The following is an 18,703-nucleotide window of genomic DNA, read 5'->3' on the forward strand; positions in this document are numbered from 1 at the left end:
AGAAATTTGATTAAACAAAAAATTAAACGATATGAAAAATCTAATAAAAACACTGATGTTATTGTTTATTGCTGGATCATCTTTCCAAGCAATGGCTCAGGAAAAAGTAATTGAAGTTGCAAACTTGCCTAAAACAGCGCAAAACTTCCTTCAAAAGCATTATGCAAATGATAAAGTTGCCTTGACAAAATCTGAAAAGGAAACATTATCCCCTATTGAATACAAGGTAGTGCTTGCAAGTGGAACTGAAGTAGAATTTGATAGCAAGGGTGAATGGACTGAAGTAGATGCAAATACTGTTGCAGTACCTCAAGACATCGTTCCTGCAAAAATTAAATCTTATGTTCAAAAAAGCTTCCCTGACAACAATATCGTACAGATCAAAAAAGAAAAAAAGGGATATGAGGTTGAATTAACCAACGGAATCGAAGTTAAATTCAACAAAAATGCAGACTTCATCAAGATCGATGACTAATTGAAATACACACACAATAATCTTAATAAAACTTTAAAATGAAAAAATTACTTCTAGCACTAACTGTTCTTCTATCATTCGCTACTTTAACGATGTCTTGTGATAAAGAGTCTGTAATTACTGAGGATCAGCTTCCACAAAGTGCAAATCAATTCTTAAACGAAAACTTCAAAGGCGTGAAAATCTTATCCGTAGTTGAAGAAAAAGAAGGGCTTTCTGGAAAAGAATTTGATGTACTCCTTGATAACGGAATAGAAATCAAATTCGACAAAAATGGTCAATGGTTAGATATCGACGCTAAAGCCGATACAGCAACATTACCAGATAATTTAATCCCTACAGCTATCAGAGACTATGTAAAACAAAACTATGCGAATGCTGGCATCAATAGCATTGAAAAAGAAAAACACGGCTACGATGTCGAACTTACAAACGGCTTAGATCTAGTATTCGACAAAGACGGTAAATTCGTTAGGATAGATCCGTAAAAGTTGTATTTAGTAGAAAGTATTTAGTATTTAGACAAAAAGGTCCTGTGGAACATCATAGGACCTTTCTTTATATCATTAATTAGTATTTAGTAGTAAGTATTTAGTATTAAGACGGTTTGTTACTGTAGAGAAAGAAACCAGCGGGGTGTGACATCTTTATAGAAATTGTATGTTTGAAATGGTCAACCCACAGAGTGGGTGAAATGTTTATTGAAAGGTAAATCGTCAAAAGGACAACCCCTAGCGGGGGTGAAATATTTTTCTATAACCCTTTTGTGTCACCCTGAAGGCTCGGCCGAAGGGTCTCGGAACTAAGCAGGCTTGCCAAAAACAGTTTTCTCATCTTGCGATTCGAAATGACCCGCATCCCTAAAAAAATAAGAAATAGATTCTTCGTTTTACTCTGAATCCCTCTCAGGAGGCTTCCAATTCTGAACGATCAGTGAAGAATCTGTACGTGAATGCCTCAACATGTTCTTGTCATTCTTGATCGAAGATCAAGGACCTGTTCGCCAATGAAATTAGGTTTGCATAGTTCCAAGATTCTTCCTGCGTCAGAATGACACCGTGGCGGAAACCGAAAATGTAGGAAATCACGTATTACAAACCTATTATTTATTCAAAATATGAAGCGGGCGAATGCGATTCGCCCCTACGGAAATATGATTAAATATAGTCTTAGAAACTACGTTCAAACCATGATCTTGGTCCATCCTCTCATCCTCGGTGGGTGAGCGGAGTCGAACCCCAATCCTGGTTCAAATACCAAGACCAACAAAGTCTAAATACTAAATACTAAATACTAAATACTAAATACTATATACTTAAATACTATTCAGATAAATAACTCGTCTTCACGGTAATATTCGCAGTTTTCTTTCTGGAGGTCACATTAAAGGCACCACCATAGGAATATTCTTCATTTTCATTCTGACCGGTAATCTGGAAGATCCCTAAATCGGCTTTGACAAGAGAACCTAAAGAAGATCCCGCTTCCTTAGCGATGTTTTCTGCCCTTACCTTTGCATTCTGGGAGGCCTCTGAGATTAACTTCAATTTCAGGTCTTCAAGACCCGAGAAATAGTAGTTAGGAGCATTGGAGGCCAACTCTACCCCTTGCGAGATCAAGGTGGAGATTTCACGCGAAGCGTTGGCAACCTTATCTAAATCTTTTGATTCAATGGAAACATTTTGCGAAAGGCTATATCCGGTAAAGGTATTGAAGCTATTTCCATTCTGATCGGTATGGTAGGTAAAGTCACGGGCAATATTAACGGCATTGAACAGAATCTCTTTTTCATTGACCCCTTGGCGAACCAAAAAATCCTTCACCAATTCACGATCTCGCTTCAATTGTTCGGAAGCTTCACTTAAATCCATGGATTTACGGCTGAACACTGCAGACCATTTCACGATATCAGACTCAAAATTAGTCATCGCATTACCGGTCACATTAATCGTATTGGAATTTCTGTACTTATACTTATAGGCATTACCAAAGATCATGGCAAACACAATGATGGATAGGCCGGCGATAATACTGATTATAATACCTGTGTTTTTCATATAAAGTGAATTAATGCGATTATACTAAAATTGTTATCTTTTAACCTAACCTAAGTTAACAAATTTTGGGTATTATTGAAATTCCAAACATCAATTTATATGAAACGTAAATTTGGCTTAATACTATTTGGTTTAAGTGCAATTTCACTAACTTATGCACAGAAAAAACCAATTGATCACACTGTTTATGATTCCTGGAATGTTATCAGTAAACCTGAGATCAGCAAATCTGGAAATCTGATTTATTATAGCATTACCCCACAAGAAGGTGATGCGACTTCCATTGTAAAAAATGCAAACAATCAACAACTGCTTCAAATCCCTAGAGGTGCAGACCTTAAGCTGACCAAGGATGAAAAACATTTGATTGGTTTAATCAAAGCTCCTTTTCAGGAAGTAAGGCAGGCAAAGATCAAGAAAAAGAAACCTGATGAAATGCCTAAGGACTCTCTTTTGGTCTTTAATATCGCTAAAAACCAGTCCAGCAAATTTGCACAGGTGAAATCCTATAAAATCGCTAAGGATGGAAATGACTTCGTCGCCTTCCTGCACGAAACCATCATCCCGAATAGTTCAGACAGCAGTAAAACGAAATCTGCATCCAAAAAAGAAAAACCTACCCCTACCTTAACGGTCCTCAACTTAAATACGGCTGATACAAGCAATATCTTAAAAGCGGATAGTTACGAATGGAGTGATGACGGGAAATTCTTGGTTTATTCCATTAAAGGTCCAGAAAAAGACTCCTTAAATGAATCCGGTCTATTTATCATGGACCTTGCCAACAAATCCAAAAAGAAAATAAGCTCAGGGAAAGGAACTTATAAGAACATTCAGTTTGATGATGCCACAAAGCAACTGAGTTTCTTAGCGGACAAGACTCCTGAAAAATCCCTGCTAAAGGAATATAAGCTTTATTATTATACAGCAAATCAAGACTCCGCCGTGATATTGGCTGATAGAAATTCCAATGGGATTCCTCAAAACTGGTTTGTATCCGGTGATGGCTCCTTAACCTTTAGCAAATCTGGAAAAAGACTGTTTTTCGGATTGGCTCCAATTCCAAGGGTAAAGGACACCACTTTGGTGGAATTCGAACATGCCAAAGTGGATATCTGGCACTGGCAAGATGATTACCTGCAACCTATGCAATTGGTTAACCTAAGAAGAGACCTGTCCAGGAACTATACCGCCATGGTCAATCTGGCGTCCAATAGAAATGTGATTCCATTATCTGATGAAACATTCAATAGAATCTCCTTGACCGGCGATGCTGACAACGAATGGGCAATGGCGACTTCCGACAAGGAATACAGAATAGAAACCCAATGGGAAGGTGGCATGCGTTCTGATATCTACGCTATATCAACCCTGACAGGTAAAAATAAATTGGTCACAAAATCTAACTCTGGATTTGCTGCATTAGCACCAAACGGCGATTATGTCGTTTATTTCAACCGTAGCAATGGTAATTGGTACAGCTTCCATATCGCATCTGAAAGCACGAAACAACTGAATGAAGGCTTGCAGGTCAGCTTTGTGGATGAAGAGAATGATGTCCCTGCCGCTCCAGGACCCTATGGAATCGCTGGATGGTCAAAGGATGGCAAATACATCTATATCAATGACCGATATGATATCTGGAAATTAAGTCTTGATGGCAAAAACAAAACCAACCTTACCCACGGCCTTGGAAGACAAAACCAAATGGTCTATCGCATGGAAAACCTATATAGGAACGATGACCCAAGGATCAATTACAACCAGATCGATGAGTCAAAGACTGTTTTCTTAAATGGTTTCAATAAAATCGACAAAAATCAAGGTCTCTATAAGTTAGGAAAAAAAGAAATCAGCAAACTATGGTCAGGTCCGCATGCTTATAGAATGCTTAATACGGATGAAAAATTGAATAAGCTTATCTATACAAAAGAGGATTACCAGCATTCACCGGATCTATATCTATTAGCGAACTTCAAAAACGAAACCAGACTATCCGATATTAACCCTCAACAGGCGAATTACAACTGGGGAACGGCTGAATTGGTACATTGGACCACGCCAAAAGGCTATAAATCGGAAGGTATTCTCTATAAGCCTGAAGATTTCGATCCGAATAAGAAATATCCGATTATTGCTTATTTCTATGAAACGCTATCAGATGGGCTATATGGCTACCAAGCGCCGGCTCCTACTCCATCCCGTTTGAATATCCCTTATTTCGTAAGTAACGGCTATTTGGTCTTCGCACCGGACATCCGTTATGAAACTGGCTATCCAGGAAGATCAGCTGAAGAGTTTATTAATTCGGGTATGCATCATTTGGCTAGAAACAACAATTGGGTGGACTCCACTAAAATGGGAATCCAAGGACAGAGCTGGGGTGGTTATCAAGTTGCACACCTGATTACCCGTACCGATATGTATGCCGCAGCATGGGCTGGAGCTCCTGTTGTCAACATGACCTCGGCCTACGGTGGAATCCGTTGGGGAACGGGAATGTCCAGACAGTTCCAATATGAGAATACACAAAGCCGTATCGGAAAGCCGCTTTGGGAAGCTAGAGATCTATATATTGAGAACTCGCCACTGTTCTTTATGGACAAGGTCAACACCCCTGTGGCGATCATGCATAACGACAATGACGGAGCTGTGCCTTGGTACCAAGGGATAGAATTCTTTACCGCATTGAGAAGGTTGAATAAACCGGTTTGGTTATTGAACTATAACGGTGATGACCACAATCTAATCCAAAGACAGAACCGAAAAGACATTCAAATTCGCGAAGCTCAATTCTTCGATCACTTCCTAAAAGGAAAACCAGCAGCAAATTGGATCAAGAAAGGAGTCAAAGCAACAGAAAAAGGTATAGATTGGGGACTTGAAGTCAACTAATTTTACAATAGAAACTCAAAACAGGCGGTAATTTTCAATAATTACCGCCTGTTTTTGTTAAAAAACACTAAAAACCATACTTTTTTACATTTTTTTTCAAAAATTTTATCCAAGTAAAATGTTTTTCCTATACTTTTGATAAAAATTTAGAAGAAAAAATCAGTAATCAACAAAAACTTAAGTATATCTAATACTAACAGCATGTTAAACTCCAGACTAGCCGCAGTTGAAACTGCCTCAAAGCACATGTTCAACGAAACAACTGAGGTAAATTCAGAACGCGCAATTCACATTTTCAATAAAAATGTGTTCAGCATCTCTAAAATGAGAGATTACCTTTCAAAGTCTACTTTTAGCGAATTAAAATCATCTATCGACGAAGGAAAACAGATCAGCAGAGAATTAGCAGACTACATCGCGCAAGCCATGAAAACTTGGGCCCTAGAAAATGGTGCTTCGCACTATACCCACTGGTTTCAACCTTTGACTGGATCAACAGCTGAAAAACACGATGCTTTTTTTGAACCGGACACGGATGGAAGCGCAATCGAGAAATTCAACGCGGATGCATTGGTACAACAAGAACCAGATGCTTCTTCTTTCCCGAACGGCGGTATCCGTAATACTTTCGAAGCTAGGGGTTATACTGCTTGGGACCCTTCATCCCCTGCCTTTATCTTTGAAACTGGTGCTGGCAAAACCTTATGTATCCCTACCGTATTCGTTTCTTACACTGGCGAATCCCTAGATTACAAAGCGCCTTTATTAAAAGCTATCGCTTCTATTGACAAAGCTGCAACGGATGTTGCTCAATATTTTGATAAAGCCGTTACCAAAGTAAATGCTTCTTTGGGTATCGAACAAGAATATTTCTTGGTTGACCTTGCCTTATATAACGCTCGTCCTGACCTACAATTGACAGGAAGAACCTTGTTCGGACATATGTCAGCTAAAGGACAACAATTAGAGGACCATTACTTCGGTGCGATTCCTGAGCGTGTATTAGCTTACATGGTGGACCTTGAAAACGAAGCCCTGAAATTAGGTATCCCTTTGAAAACTCGTCACAACGAAGTTGCCCCTTCTCAATTTGAATGTGCTCCTATGTTTGAAGAGATCAACTTGGCTATCGACCATAACCAATTGTTGATGAACGTAATGGAACAAGTTGCCATTCGTCACAACTTTAAGGTTTTATTACATGAAAAACCGTATAGCGGTGTAAACGGATCCGGAAAACACAATAACTGGTCCTTAATCACCAACACAGGTGTGAACCTGCTTTCGCCAGGAAAAACTCCTAAAAACAACCTGATGTTCTTGACGTTCTTCGTCAACACCATCAAAGCTGTTTATGAGCATGCCGACCTATTGAGAGCATCTATCGCAAGTCATTCCAATGACCACCGCCTCGGTGCCAACGAAGCTCCTCCAGCGATTATCTCTATCTTCTTAGGTTCTCAATTGGATGAAATCCTAGAAGAAGTTGAATCTGCTCGCGTTGCCAAAAAAGTTAAGGCTGATGCAAACCTATGGCACGGTATTCCAAAAATCCCTGATCTGAAATTGGATAACACCGACCGTAACCGCACTTCTCCTTTCGCTTTCACCGGCAATAAATTCGAGTTCCGCGCTGTTGGATCTTCTGCAAACTCAGCATTGCCAATGACCATCTTGAATGCAATCGTTGCTACGCAATTGATTGAATTCAAAAATGAAGTCGACAAACAGATCAAAAAAGGAATCAAGAAAGACCTTGCGATCCTAAACGTTGTCCGTAAATACATCAAAGATTCAAAAGCAATCCGTTTCGAAGGAAATGGCTATAGCGAAGAATGGGAAATTGAAGCGGCTGGCAGAGGACTTTCTAACATCAAGTCTACACCAAAAGCCCTTGATGTCTATGTAAAACCAGAATCTCTAGAGCTTTTCGAAACTTTAGGAATCTTCTCAAGACGTGAATCTGAAGCTAGACATGAGATCTTATTGGAGAACTTCTTCAAGAAACTTCAAATCGAAGCTCGTGTAATTGGTGATGTCGTAACTAGTCAGATTGCTCCTGCATGTTTGATCTATCAAAACCAATTGATTGAAAACGTAAGAGGTCTTAAGGACTTAGGTTTGAGCAAAGAGGCATACAGTTCACAGCTAAACTATGTGGAGCGTATCTCCAAGCACGTGAACATTATCCTTGAACAGGCAGAGGAAATGCGTCAAGCCCGTAAAAAAGCAAACACCATCGACGACATGCGTGAAAAAGCGATCGCTTACGACGAGGTTGTAAAACCGTTCTTCGACGAAATCCGCTACCACGTCAACAAACTTGAAAAAATCGTTGATGACGCTAAATGGCCTTTGCCAAAATTACGCGAATTGCTTTTCATCCACTAAGCATTAACTAAACAAGAAACAATAACCATTAAGGGGTAATCTGAAAAGATTGCCCCTTTTTTGCTGGAGAGTAGAGGGAACAAAACGCAGTTTTTAGACACTTTCGTACGGGTATATTGGATACGCTTTTGAACTAGGATGCAAAGGATGAGAGGATGGGCCAAGAACTGGTTTTGAACCAGGATGCAAAGGATGAGAGGATGGGCCATGAACTGGTTTTGAACCAGGATTAAAAGGATGAGAGGATGGGCCATGATTATGGCCTTACCTCTCTTGAAAAGGCGGCAATATGCGAAGGGGCGTATTGAATATGCCCGTTGCATATTTTGAAAGAAAACATTGCGGATTATATTGGCGTACAGGTCCTTTACCTTCGGTAAAGAATGACAGGCAATTTTTATAGAGAACCGTACAGATTCCTCACTGATCGTTCAGAATTGGAAATGGGTTGGGGAGAGATTCAGAGCGCAGCGAAGAATCTATTGTTGTATTTTTTTTAGAATCGTTGTTATCGTGAGCACAGCGAACGAACTATTTTATTTCTTCAAGACAAATTGCAGAAAAATATTTCACCCCTGCTAGGGGTTGGTCTGATTATTGGCCAAATCTTCTATAAAGATATCACCCCTTCCAAGGTTCCTAATTTATATAAACAACCATCCTTCCGGAGGAAGCCCTTTAGCAACCGGCTCATTTCCAATGGCGGAAAAATGGAAAGAATGCCGTTGACTTGCGCGATGGGATTGGCCTTGGAATGCTTTTTCATGATCATACCATCAAAAGGGGTGATCTTGCAAAAGATATTCCCGACATCAAGGCATTCTATCCATGTGTAGTGGATGGTGCGAAAAGCCATCTTAAATGGGCCGAAGCGGTTTGGTTACTTTTCCGCGAAAAAGTAACAGAAGTTCTTGGCACAGCCGGTGGGTGAGCCTGTCGAACCCCCATCCTGACACAAAAAAAGAGGGGAATTTCCCTTTCCCCTCAATTGATGCTATTCTTTAATAAAATAACAAACTAACTCCTCAAATATCCCGCTTTTAGCCTTGTTATTTTTATACTTATTACGGTATTAGATACCACAATTACGGTAGTTACTTTTTCTAATCGCTGATATTTTCTTTAATAAAAATCTTTTTGATAAGTCCAACATCCAAGGCATTCATATCTACCAGTTTCAAATCCTTGATCATTTTCAGGGTCGACGTTTTATAATGCTGGAAATGTTTGGACTTGATATGGTCTTCATAGGCTTTTTGATCCCTATAGATCTCCAGGATCCTGATTTTATGTTTCTCGGCTTGGATCTCCATGGGAAAGATCGATATGACACCCTCCTCCTTCTCTACAGACTCTCTGGCTCCATACAGAACAATTTCCTTATATTCTTCCCAATATTCTGGAATTACCTCAATTTCTGCTATCCTGATCAAGTGAATTTGCTTTTTTTCGCCCAAATCCACAGCTTTTTCTTGCGAAAAGAGATTTCCAAAAGAAAAAACCACTAAAAACCCCAATAAATATCTCAAAATCGACTTAATTTCCATAGCATGATTATTTTTTACTGATAATAACCTAAAAAGCAGCAATATTGTTGTACTAGCAATTCTTAATTATTGATCTGACTTGCCTGCTGACCAACTGCCCTTTCGCCTACAATCTTGATCTTATCCAATGCGGCGGTCAAATCCTTTAATTCTGCCGGATCAAATTGATAATCCCGAGAATCCAGGTTTTCTTTTAGGTGTGCCAGTTTAGTGGTTCCCGGAATGGGAACTATAAAAGGTTTCTGGGCCAATAGCCATGCCAATGCCACCTGAGCTACGGTCAACCCTCTATGGTCACCAAAATCCTTAAGCATATCGATCAAAGGCCAATTGGCAATAATGGCATCCTTTTGATAACGAGGCAAGGCTGGTCGGTTATCATTTTCAGCATTATATTTCGTCCGTTCATTGATATAACCCGTTATCAATCCTCTGCTCAATGGACTGTAAGGAACAAAGCCTATCCCCAATTCCTCACAAACAGGTATCACTGTGGTTTCAGGTTGGCGGGTAACCAAGGAATACTCACTTTGCAAGGCCGTAACCTGTTGCACAGCATGGGCTTTCCTGATATTTTCAGCACTCGCTTCACTCAAGCCAAAGTTCCTGACTTTCCCTGCTTGGATCAATTCCTTTACCGTTCCGGCAACATCTTCCATCGGAACATTTGGATCAACTCGATGTTGATATAACAAATCTATATAATCTGTCTTCAAGCGTTTTAAGGATAGATCCACCATCTTCTTGATCGTTTCCGGTCTGCTGTCCAAACCTTTGGCCGGAACCCCGTTCACGAAGCCAAACTTGGTTGCTATCAATATATCCTTACGAATTGGCTGTAAGGCCTCTCCAACTAATTCTTCATTGATCCGCGGACCATAAGCTTCGGCGGTATCGAAGAAGTTTAAACCCAATTCTGCTGCTTTTCTAATCAGGTTTATGCTCATCTGACGGTCAGGAACAAAACTGCGGTGATAACTCATGCCCATACAGCCTAAGCCAAATGCGGACACCGCTAATTGATGTTTTCCCGAACCTAATATCCGCATTCCCTTTTCTTGGAGATTAGAATTGCTATTCATATTTGTTTCCATGGTCGTACTGCCAAATAAAACATTGGAGCTGATCAGTCCCAATCCGGCCAAGGCACCACTCTTTAGGAATTCTCTACGATTGTTTGTTCTCATTTTCTCTTTTGTTTAGTGTATTCCAAAGGTCTGTACAATAAACAATTAATAGCTTATATGGATTACAGAAATAAATACCAAAATTACATTTATGTGCAATTATGCCGGAAATCTTAAATTAAACTTGATTTAGCCGACTTAAAACATCATTTTTATAATACTTGGCTGATCTGCCAAATTGAGAACCGTTAAAGCAATCACAAATGAAACTACATAGTATAGATACTGGATTCTTCAAATTAGATGGTGGCGCCATGTTTGGCGTTGTACCAAAAAGCCTCTGGCAGAGAACGAATCCAGCGGATGATAAGAACTTATGTACCTGGGCAAACCGTTTGATGCTTATTGAAGATGGCAAGCGATTGACTTTGGTCGATACTGGAATCGGTGACAAGCAGGATGAGAAATTCTTTAGCCATCTCCATATGCATGGCGACGATACGCTGGATAAGTCCTTAGCTAAACTTGGATTCCATCGTGATGACATTAGCGATGTAATATTGACCCATTTGCATTTTGACCATTGTGGTGATGCCATTAAAAGAGAAGGTGAAAAACTATTGCCTGCATTCAAAAATGCAAGATATTGGTCCAATAAGGATCATTGGGAGTGGGCAGTTAATCCAAATCCAAGGGAGAAAGCGTCTTTTTTGAAGGAGAACATTATGCCAATCCAAGAAAGTGGGCAACTGAACTTTATCGATATCGAAAGTCCTCAATACGACACTGAGATCCATATGCGCTTTGCCTATGGCCATACCGAGGCCATGATGCTTCCGCAAATCCAATACAAAGGAAAAACCATTCTCTACATGGCGGACTTACTTCCTTCTGTAGGACATATTCCAATTGCCTATGTCATGGGCTATGATGTGAGACCACTGGTAACCATGCAGGAAAGACAAGATTACTGGAAAGAGATCGTTGATAATGAATATATCATGTTCTTCGAGCATGACTCCGTAAATGAATGCGCAACCTTGCAGTACACCGAAAAAGGAATTAGACTTAAAGACACTTTTAAATTAAGCGAAATCTAAGCTATTCATGTCCGTAGATATCAAGAAAAGATTCGACCGTATTGTTGAGATATTGATTCAATTGCAATCTAAAAGGGTTGTAAAGGCGCAGGAATTGGCCGATCGCTTTGATGTCAGCCTTCGTACCATTTATAGGGATATCAAAAGCCTGGAGCAGGCAGGGGTTCCATTGATTGGTGAAGCTGGAATGGGCTACAGCATTATGGACGGTTACCGACTTCCGCCGGTTTCCTTCAGTAAGGAAGAAGCCCTTTGCTTTGTAGCCACGGAGAAACTAGCCGAAAAATACCTGGATCAAGCAGGTTTCTCGCTTTACTCTTCCGCATTGATGAAAATCAAGGCGATCTTAAAGAGCAATGACCAAGACCTGGTGACCAACATGCAGGAACAGATCATCATGCGCAAACAACATGTACCTATCTTCCCTGAAAAGGTTCCGCATGTATTGAGTACCGCTATTGAAGCTATTGCCAATAAAACCCAGATCCAAATTGAATACCAAGGAATCAAGGATGACGAAGCCATCCTAAGGATTATCGAACCTATTGGCATTGTCCACGAGATAGGGTTTTGGTATATCGTTGCCTATTGCCTGCAACGTATGGACTTCAGGCAGTTCCGGAGCGATCGGATTGCACAGGTCACAGCGCTGGAAAACAAGTTCAGCAAAAGGCATATCAGCATTGATGAATACATGTCGAACCAGAAATCCCCCGAGCTACCCAAGATCAAATCCAAGGTTCTGGTTAGCCGGGACTTCGCTCCTTTTATGCGCTGGCAAAGAAACACTTATGGATTTGTATCTGAAGCTAAGGTTGGGGATAAAATAGAAATGGTTTTTGAAAGCCGCGACATCGAACATGAGTTCCCGAGATGGCTCATGATGTTTGGCGACAAGATAGAAATAAAAGAGCCTGAAGAGCTTAAGCACAGCTTTAATAAACTCTTTCAGGCTATACAAAACAACATAAAATAGTATTTCTTTTTAAGCGCCTTGGTAAGGATGTTTCCAAGGTGCCCTATATTCTCTTTTCAATCTCTTTGTAGCTTCCTCATCTCCAACACAGACCTTCTTCTCCGGATCATAGACCAATGGACGATTTAATTCCATGGACAGGTTTGCCAGAATACAGGATGCTGTAGAGATATGTCCCTGAAGCACATCTGCAATCGGCAAGGTATTTTTATCGATGGCGGAAAGCAGGTTCCGCATCTGACCTCTTGTCGCTGGTGCGGCATTGAGCTCAATCCGAGGTTCCTTCAGGTCCTCAGGGTATTGCTCTCTTTCATAGACCACATCACGGACGATCTTCTCCCCTTTTTCCGGGATAAACTCCCATTTCATGGTACTTCCTTTCAGAGTTCCCTTATCGCCATAGATCACAAATGCCCAAGGGAATTCAGGATCTGCCGGCGTACCCCAGGTACGGTGGGTCCACACGCAATTCAGGTCATCGTATTCAAAAATAGCGGTTTGCGTATCGGCGATATTGGATTTCGCTTCTTTTTGCACATAGATTCCGCCTGTTGCCGATATCTTTTTAGGCCAGCCCAAACCTAACATCCAACGAACCGTATCGAACATATGCACACACATATCGCCCGTTATCCCATTTCCGTACTCCATAAATGCGCGCCACCAACCACCATGCGGAAGCCCATCGTAAGGCCGCAATGGCGCAGGACCTGTCCACATTTCATAATTCAAGAAATCTGGAACCGGTTCTTCAGGCGGATTGGCATTGCTCTTCATATGGTAATAACAGCACATTTCCACATGCGAAATTTTACCCAACAATCCTTTCTCCACTATATTTTCTTTGGCATCGATCATATGCGGCGTACTTCTACGCTGCGTACCGATCTGAACCTTTCTATTATGCTTTCTTGCCGCTGCAACTACCGCTTCACCCTCCATAACATCCACACTGATCGGCTTTTGCAGATACACATGTGCTCCCGATTCAATGGCTGCAATTCCGATCAGGGCATGCCAATGGTCTGGCGTACCGACCAACACCAGATCCAGCTTGTTTTCTGCCAATAGCTTCCTATAATCTGAATACTTCTTGGGTACCTTTTTGGATTTCTGCTTTTGGGAAATCAACGTTGAAGCTTCCTCCAGGTGCTTTTTGTCCACATCACAAACCGCAACCACCTCTACATCACTTACCTGCAACAACCTGAACAGGTCACTTTTACCATACCATCCGGCACCAATCAAGGCTACCGTTCTAGCTTTTAATATTTCCGCAGCAAAGCCCGCCTGCTGCAAGGCAGCAATGGACAGCAAGGCCCCGGTTCCAAAAATAAATTGCCTACGATTGAGGTTTATGTTTCCCATAAGGATAGAGGTTTTAAGGTTTATAGCTTTTAAGATAGGCAAAAATTAAATAATAGTCAATAGATATGAGATGTGAGATTTGAGATTTGAGACATTTGGCTTGGGAGGATTGGTGTTTTTTTGAACCAGGATGGGAAGGATTAGAGGATGGGCCAAGAACTGGGAATGAACCAGGATGGAATGGATTGGAGGATGGACCAAGAACTGGGAACGAACCAGGATGTCTTTCGACGCCACTCAGGAAACGGGATTGGAGGATAGACCAAGATCAATTCTGATGGACGAGCGGCATCTTGGCTTTGCTTGATATCTCTCGAGACTCGGCACAGGATTATTAAACCAAAATCATTGGTGATATGCCTTTCGGTTATTAATTTATCACGCTTGGGTGGGGCGAATCGCATTCGCCCGCTTCATATTTGGAACATTTAATAGGATTGTATGGCGTACTTTCCTGCACCTTCGGTTTCCGCCACGATGTCATTTTGACGAAGGAAGAATTTCGGAATTTTACGGACTTAATCAATTACCGAAGGCATTGGCGTACAGATTCTTCACTGATCGTTCAGAATCAAAATACGCAATAGAGGGATTCAGAGTGAAACGAAGAATCTATTTTTTTTATTTTTTTGAGATGGTTGTCATTACGAATCGTAAGATGAGTAAACTATTTCAAATAAAGAATGGATAGGTCCGAGACCCTTCGGGGAAAGCCCTCAGGGTGACACAAAAGATTTATTGAAAAACATTTCACCCACGCCGTGGGTTAGCTGAAGAAAAAATCACCCTTCTATAAAGATTACACCCCCGCTGGGGGTTTACAAAACAGACTCCATCCTTCCGAAGGAAGCCCTTTAGCAACCGGCTCATTTCCAATGGCGGAAAAATGGAAAGAATGCCGTTGCCCTGTGCGATGGGATTGCTAAAATAATTGAACCCTTCTAGGGTTCTTTTTATTACAGGAATTCCGCATCATTAGTGAGTTAAGGAACATTTTACTTCCGAAGGAAGCCTTTTGGTTTCTTTTGGACATCAAAAGTAACGAAGAGAATTGTTTGAAATTCAACTTGCCAATGGTTCGAAGGAAGAATCTCGGAATTTTACACACTTAATCAATTACCGAAGGCATTGGCGTACAGGTCCTCAATCTTCGATTGAGAATGACAAGATCATCAGGGGGCGAACCGTACAGATTCCTCACTGATCGTTCAGAATAAAAATGCTAAAGAGGTATTCAAACAATTCGATAAGGCCAATATTACTTAATGGGGAATCACCCTCATAATCCCCCACAAGTAACATTAATTCAATTTACTAAACGAGAATCTTAGGTTTCAGTAAAAATTACTGGTTGATTATTCGTTTATGTCCTAACGCGCTAACTCGTTATTGTATAAACATACTGGACAAACAAAAATAACAAAAACTTATTAATGTTGTAATTTATTGATTTTCATAGGTATAAAGCAGTGCTAAAGGTAATATTTTACCGTTTATATCACAAAAATAACATAGAATATCATACAAATAAAATTAATAAGTATATACATATTAAATAAAAATATATTCAACTGATAATCAGGGACAAAAAAATTAACAATCAATGTCACATGGAATGAAAAAGGATCGGATAGGTTGGTTTGAACCAGAACTGTGGTCAAATATAGTCTATGTCGCCACGTTTTACCCATGATCTTGGTCCATCCTCACATCCCGAACATCCTGGTTCAAATACCAAGCACCCCCTCCTTTTTCCCTATCAGGTAACAGAAATTAAACATCCCTTCCCCCTATTATTAATCAATAATTTAATACATTTGGCACGATCGATTTAAAACCTCGTGTTTTCCTAAACTCAACCGATGAAATACGTACTGTCATTAATCTTACTCTTCCATATAAGCTTTGCATTTTGTCAAGATGAGCGTAAGCCTGTTGTATCTTTTGAAGATGCCTACAAACGGGATTACCAAGCCACCAAAATCTCGGAACATCAACCTAAGGTCGATGGAAAACTGGATGAAGACCTCTGGCAGAACCAAGGGGTCTGGTCGGAGAAATTTTCCCAGGTTATCCCCTTTGAACGGGCACATACCGGCTCGTGGACCAAAATGAAGATCTTTTACGATGACAAGAACATCTATGTTGGGGTTTATTGCAAGGATATACACCCTGAGACCATGAACGCCTTTATCGGAAATCGGGACGACAACAGCAACGGCGACCTGATCAGTATCGCCTTCGATCCTTACCACGATTACCGCGCTGCCGTGGAATTCAATATCAACCTTGGTGGTAATAAAACAGACCTTACGGTAACGGACAAACTATCGGTCAACCTTTCCTGGAATGCCGTATGGGAAGGCCGTACCCATCAAGACCTGGCCGATTCCAGCTGGACCGCGGAACTGAGAATCCCTTTCAACCAGATCCGATACAACCAAAAGAACGACGACGGTATCTGGGGACTGCATGTCCGCCGGATAATCCGCCGAAATAATGAGGTACAGAACTGGTCCATGATCCCGATCAAGAACAATGGGCATGTGTTCTCCTTCGGAACCATGCATGGCATGCAGGACTTACCAAAACCTAAAGGGATTGAATTCTTGCCCTATGTAATGAACAAACTGATCCGCGAACCGAAGATCGCAAACAGTCCCTACCAAGATGGTAACCGCTGGAAACCAAATGCGGGTCTGGATGCTAAATTCGCCATTTCAGATTATACCATGGACCTTTCCATCAATCCTGACTATGGTCAGGTCGAACTGGATCCTTCTGTCATGAACCTAACTGCCTACGAGGTATTTTATGAAGAAAAAAGACCTTTCTTTTTGGAAGGAAAGCATATTTTGGAATTTGACAACAATGAAGGCGGAATGATGTTCTATTCCCGCCGGATCGGTTCCAGATCTCGATATCAATACCCATTGGTGGACAATCAGCAGATCTTTGCCAGCAGCACCGATTTCGTGCCCATCCTTGGTGCCATGAAACTTACCGGAACAAACCGCAAAGGTCTTACCATAGGGATCTTGGAAAGTATAACCGCCAAGACTTCCCAAAAGGTTACCCAGCTCGGAACTGGCGAAGAACGGATACAAACCGAACCATTGACCAACTATACCGTTGCGAGGGTACAGAAAAACTGGGACGGTAATACCCTTTTGGGAGGTATGATCACTTCGGTCAACCGCAAGATGGATGCTCCGCATCTAGAGGAGTTCCTGGTTAAAGACGCTTTTACCGCTGGAGTTGACTTTACCAAGTATTTCTCCAATCGCCTCTATTATGTGGAAACCAAAGCCATGTACAGTACGCTTTCGGGAACGAAAGATGCCCTAATGGCTACAAAGACCAATGCTACGCACTTCTTTCAACGAAAATCGGGAGCCGAATACCTCAACATGAATCCAGACGCCACTTCTCTTAGTGGAACCGGCGGATACATCAAGGCCGGGAAAAAGGGAAATGCCCAATGGAACTATGCTGAAACCTTTAGCTGGTCCTCCCCTGGTTTCGATTTAAATGAGGTCGGTTACCTTAAACAAACCGACTATAAACTGAACGAATCGGAACTTGCTTTCCGCAAGACCGATCCATGGGGACCTTTCCGCGCCGCTGGTATCACCTTGACCCAAAGGAACGTTTGGAACTACGGTGGCAAGGCCATGGATAATAACCTTGCGGTCCGTTTTAGAAGCTTGACCATCAAGCGAAGAATAGAAATGGACCTAAAGGAAGCCTTCAGCTGGAACTCGGTTGACAGTCGCATGCTCCGCGGTGGTTATGACCTTCGCTATAACCCGAACTTTACGAGTACTTTCTCCATGAACTCCGACCGTGCAAAACGTGTTTTCATCAAGGTTGACTACGACGGCAAGCATTTCCTGGACGGAGAAACAAGATACAATGAAATCAGACCGTCCCTGACTTTCCGCTTAGGAAACCATATACATTTGGTTACGCAGTTTAACTATGCCTGGAACAAGGATAACCTGCAATATATAAGCACCAGTGAGCTCCCTAGCATCAATGCTGATGAAGCGACCTATGTGATGGGAAGGATGCGGCAGGAGACCTATGGATTTACCTTTAGGCTGCAGGGCAACATCACCCCGGACCTTTCCATTCAATATTATGGATCCCCATTTACTTCGACAGCGCAATACGATCGATTTAAGTACGCCACAAATACCCTTTCCAGAACCTATTCTGAGCGTTTCCAAGAATTCAGTCCGGAGCAGATCAGCTATGCAGATGGGATATACAGCGTAGGCACGGGTGCACAAGCCGGAAGCTTCAAGGATCCGAATTTCAGTTTCAATGAATTCCGTTCCAATTTGGTAGCACGCTGGGAATACCTGCCCGGTTCTACCCTTTACCTCGTTTGGGAGCATAACAGATCCGGAAGGATGCCTGTTTACCAACCCGGTTGGGGCAGCAACCTCGATAACATCTGGCGAATTGCTCCGACGAACACCTTTATGCTGAAGCTGAACTATTGGATCGGCTGGTAGGAACAACTGCAAAGCTCATTGAGCGGCGTCGAGATGACCTCTACCGTATTCCGAAGGATCATCAAGCGGCACCTCGGCTTCGCTAACCTTCGAGACCAGGAAACAGGATCATTGCCAGAATTTCATTCTGCTATAAATTATCTCGTTTGGTAGGCCTTATGTTTGTATTTAGGACGTGCTAATACAAAGAGATAGCATAAGATTATTTGTTTATATTTTTATATAACCAAAATAACAACATAAA

The 18,703-nt window shown here is 41.5% G+C and carries 12 protein-coding genes; 8 read left to right on the forward strand and 4 right to left on the reverse strand.

Translation table 11 applies throughout. From position 1 onward, the window contains the following. The first annotated feature begins 31 nt into the window (after positions 1-31). Both ACWIB3_RS17770 and ACWIB3_RS17775 read left to right on the forward strand, forming a co-directional pair. Positions 32-475, forward strand: coding sequence for a PepSY-like domain-containing protein (locus ACWIB3_RS17770; RefSeq protein ID WP_185212466.1), 444 nt, complete (start codon positions 32-34; stop codon positions 473-475). Positions 476-567: 92 nt separating this feature from the next. Continuing rightward, a complete protein-coding gene (locus ACWIB3_RS17775; protein ID WP_313259617.1) occupies positions 568-963 on the forward strand; it encodes a PepSY-like domain-containing protein in 396 nt (131 codons plus the stop codon). Between the two features lie 834 nt (positions 964-1,797). On the opposite strand, the gene ACWIB3_RS17780 is transcribed toward ACWIB3_RS17775, so the two are convergent. Then, positions 1,798-2,532 (reverse strand): SIMPL domain-containing protein, encoded by a 735-nt coding sequence (locus ACWIB3_RS17780; protein WP_313259620.1) that lies wholly within the window; start codon positions 2,530-2,532, stop codon positions 1,798-1,800. A 99-nt stretch (positions 2,533-2,631) separates the two neighbouring features. Between ACWIB3_RS17780 and ACWIB3_RS17785 the strand changes: the two genes are divergently transcribed. The 3 genes from ACWIB3_RS17785 (at position 2,632) to ACWIB3_RS17795 (ending at position 8,749) form a co-directional block, all read left to right on the forward strand. Further along, positions 2,632-5,427, forward strand: coding sequence for a S9 family peptidase (locus tag ACWIB3_RS17785; protein WP_454292285.1), 2,796 nt, complete (start codon positions 2,632-2,634; stop codon positions 5,425-5,427). A gap of 201 nt (positions 5,428-5,628) precedes the next feature. Beyond that, positions 5,629-7,818, forward strand: coding sequence for a glutamine synthetase III family protein (locus ACWIB3_RS17790; RefSeq protein WP_185216670.1), 2,190 nt, complete (start codon positions 5,629-5,631; stop codon positions 7,816-7,818). Positions 7,819-8,548: 730 nt separating this feature from the next. Then, positions 8,549-8,749, forward strand: coding sequence for a hypothetical protein (locus tag ACWIB3_RS17795; RefSeq protein ID WP_454292286.1), 201 nt, complete (start codon positions 8,549-8,551; stop codon positions 8,747-8,749). Between the two features lie 172 nt (positions 8,750-8,921). Here ACWIB3_RS17795 and ACWIB3_RS17800 read toward each other — a convergent pair whose 3' ends face one another. Together ACWIB3_RS17800 and ACWIB3_RS17805 are read right to left on the reverse strand one after the other, a co-directional pair. Further along, complete coding sequence (locus ACWIB3_RS17800) at positions 8,922-9,365, reverse strand: putative quinol monooxygenase (RefSeq protein ID WP_313259627.1); 444 nt, start codon at positions 9,363-9,365, stop codon at positions 8,922-8,924. A gap of 62 nt (positions 9,366-9,427) precedes the next feature. Further along, entirely contained in the window at positions 9,428-10,552 is a 1,125-nt protein-coding gene (locus ACWIB3_RS17805) for an aldo/keto reductase (RefSeq protein ID WP_313259629.1), read from the reverse strand. Positions 10,553-10,755: 203 nt separating this feature from the next. Between ACWIB3_RS17805 and ACWIB3_RS17810 the strand changes: the two genes are divergently transcribed. Beyond that, positions 10,756-11,592: an MBL fold metallo-hydrolase gene (locus ACWIB3_RS17810; protein WP_313189150.1), complete on the forward strand. Its 837-nt coding sequence runs from the start codon at positions 10,756-10,758 to the stop codon at positions 11,590-11,592. 7 nt (positions 11,593-11,599) lie between these two features. Beyond that, positions 11,600-12,568: a helix-turn-helix transcriptional regulator gene (locus ACWIB3_RS17815; RefSeq protein ID WP_185216674.1), complete on the forward strand. Its 969-nt coding sequence runs from the start codon at positions 11,600-11,602 to the stop codon at positions 12,566-12,568. 9 nt (positions 12,569-12,577) lie between these two features. On the opposite strand, the gene ACWIB3_RS17820 is transcribed toward ACWIB3_RS17815, so the two are convergent. Continuing rightward, positions 12,578-13,936: a Gfo/Idh/MocA family protein gene (locus ACWIB3_RS17820; protein ID WP_454292287.1), complete on the reverse strand. Its 1,359-nt coding sequence runs from the start codon at positions 13,934-13,936 to the stop codon at positions 12,578-12,580. A gap of 1,862 nt (positions 13,937-15,798) precedes the next feature. On the opposite strand from ACWIB3_RS17820, the gene ACWIB3_RS17825 reads away from it, so the two are divergent. Next, on the forward strand, positions 15,799-18,459 hold the full coding sequence (locus tag ACWIB3_RS17825; protein ID WP_454292288.1) for a DUF5916 domain-containing protein: 2,661 nt from the start codon (positions 15,799-15,801) through the stop codon (positions 18,457-18,459). Positions 18,460-18,703 lie beyond the last annotated feature (244 nt).

It is taken from the genome of Sphingobacterium sp. NPDC055431 (assembly GCF_053644255.1).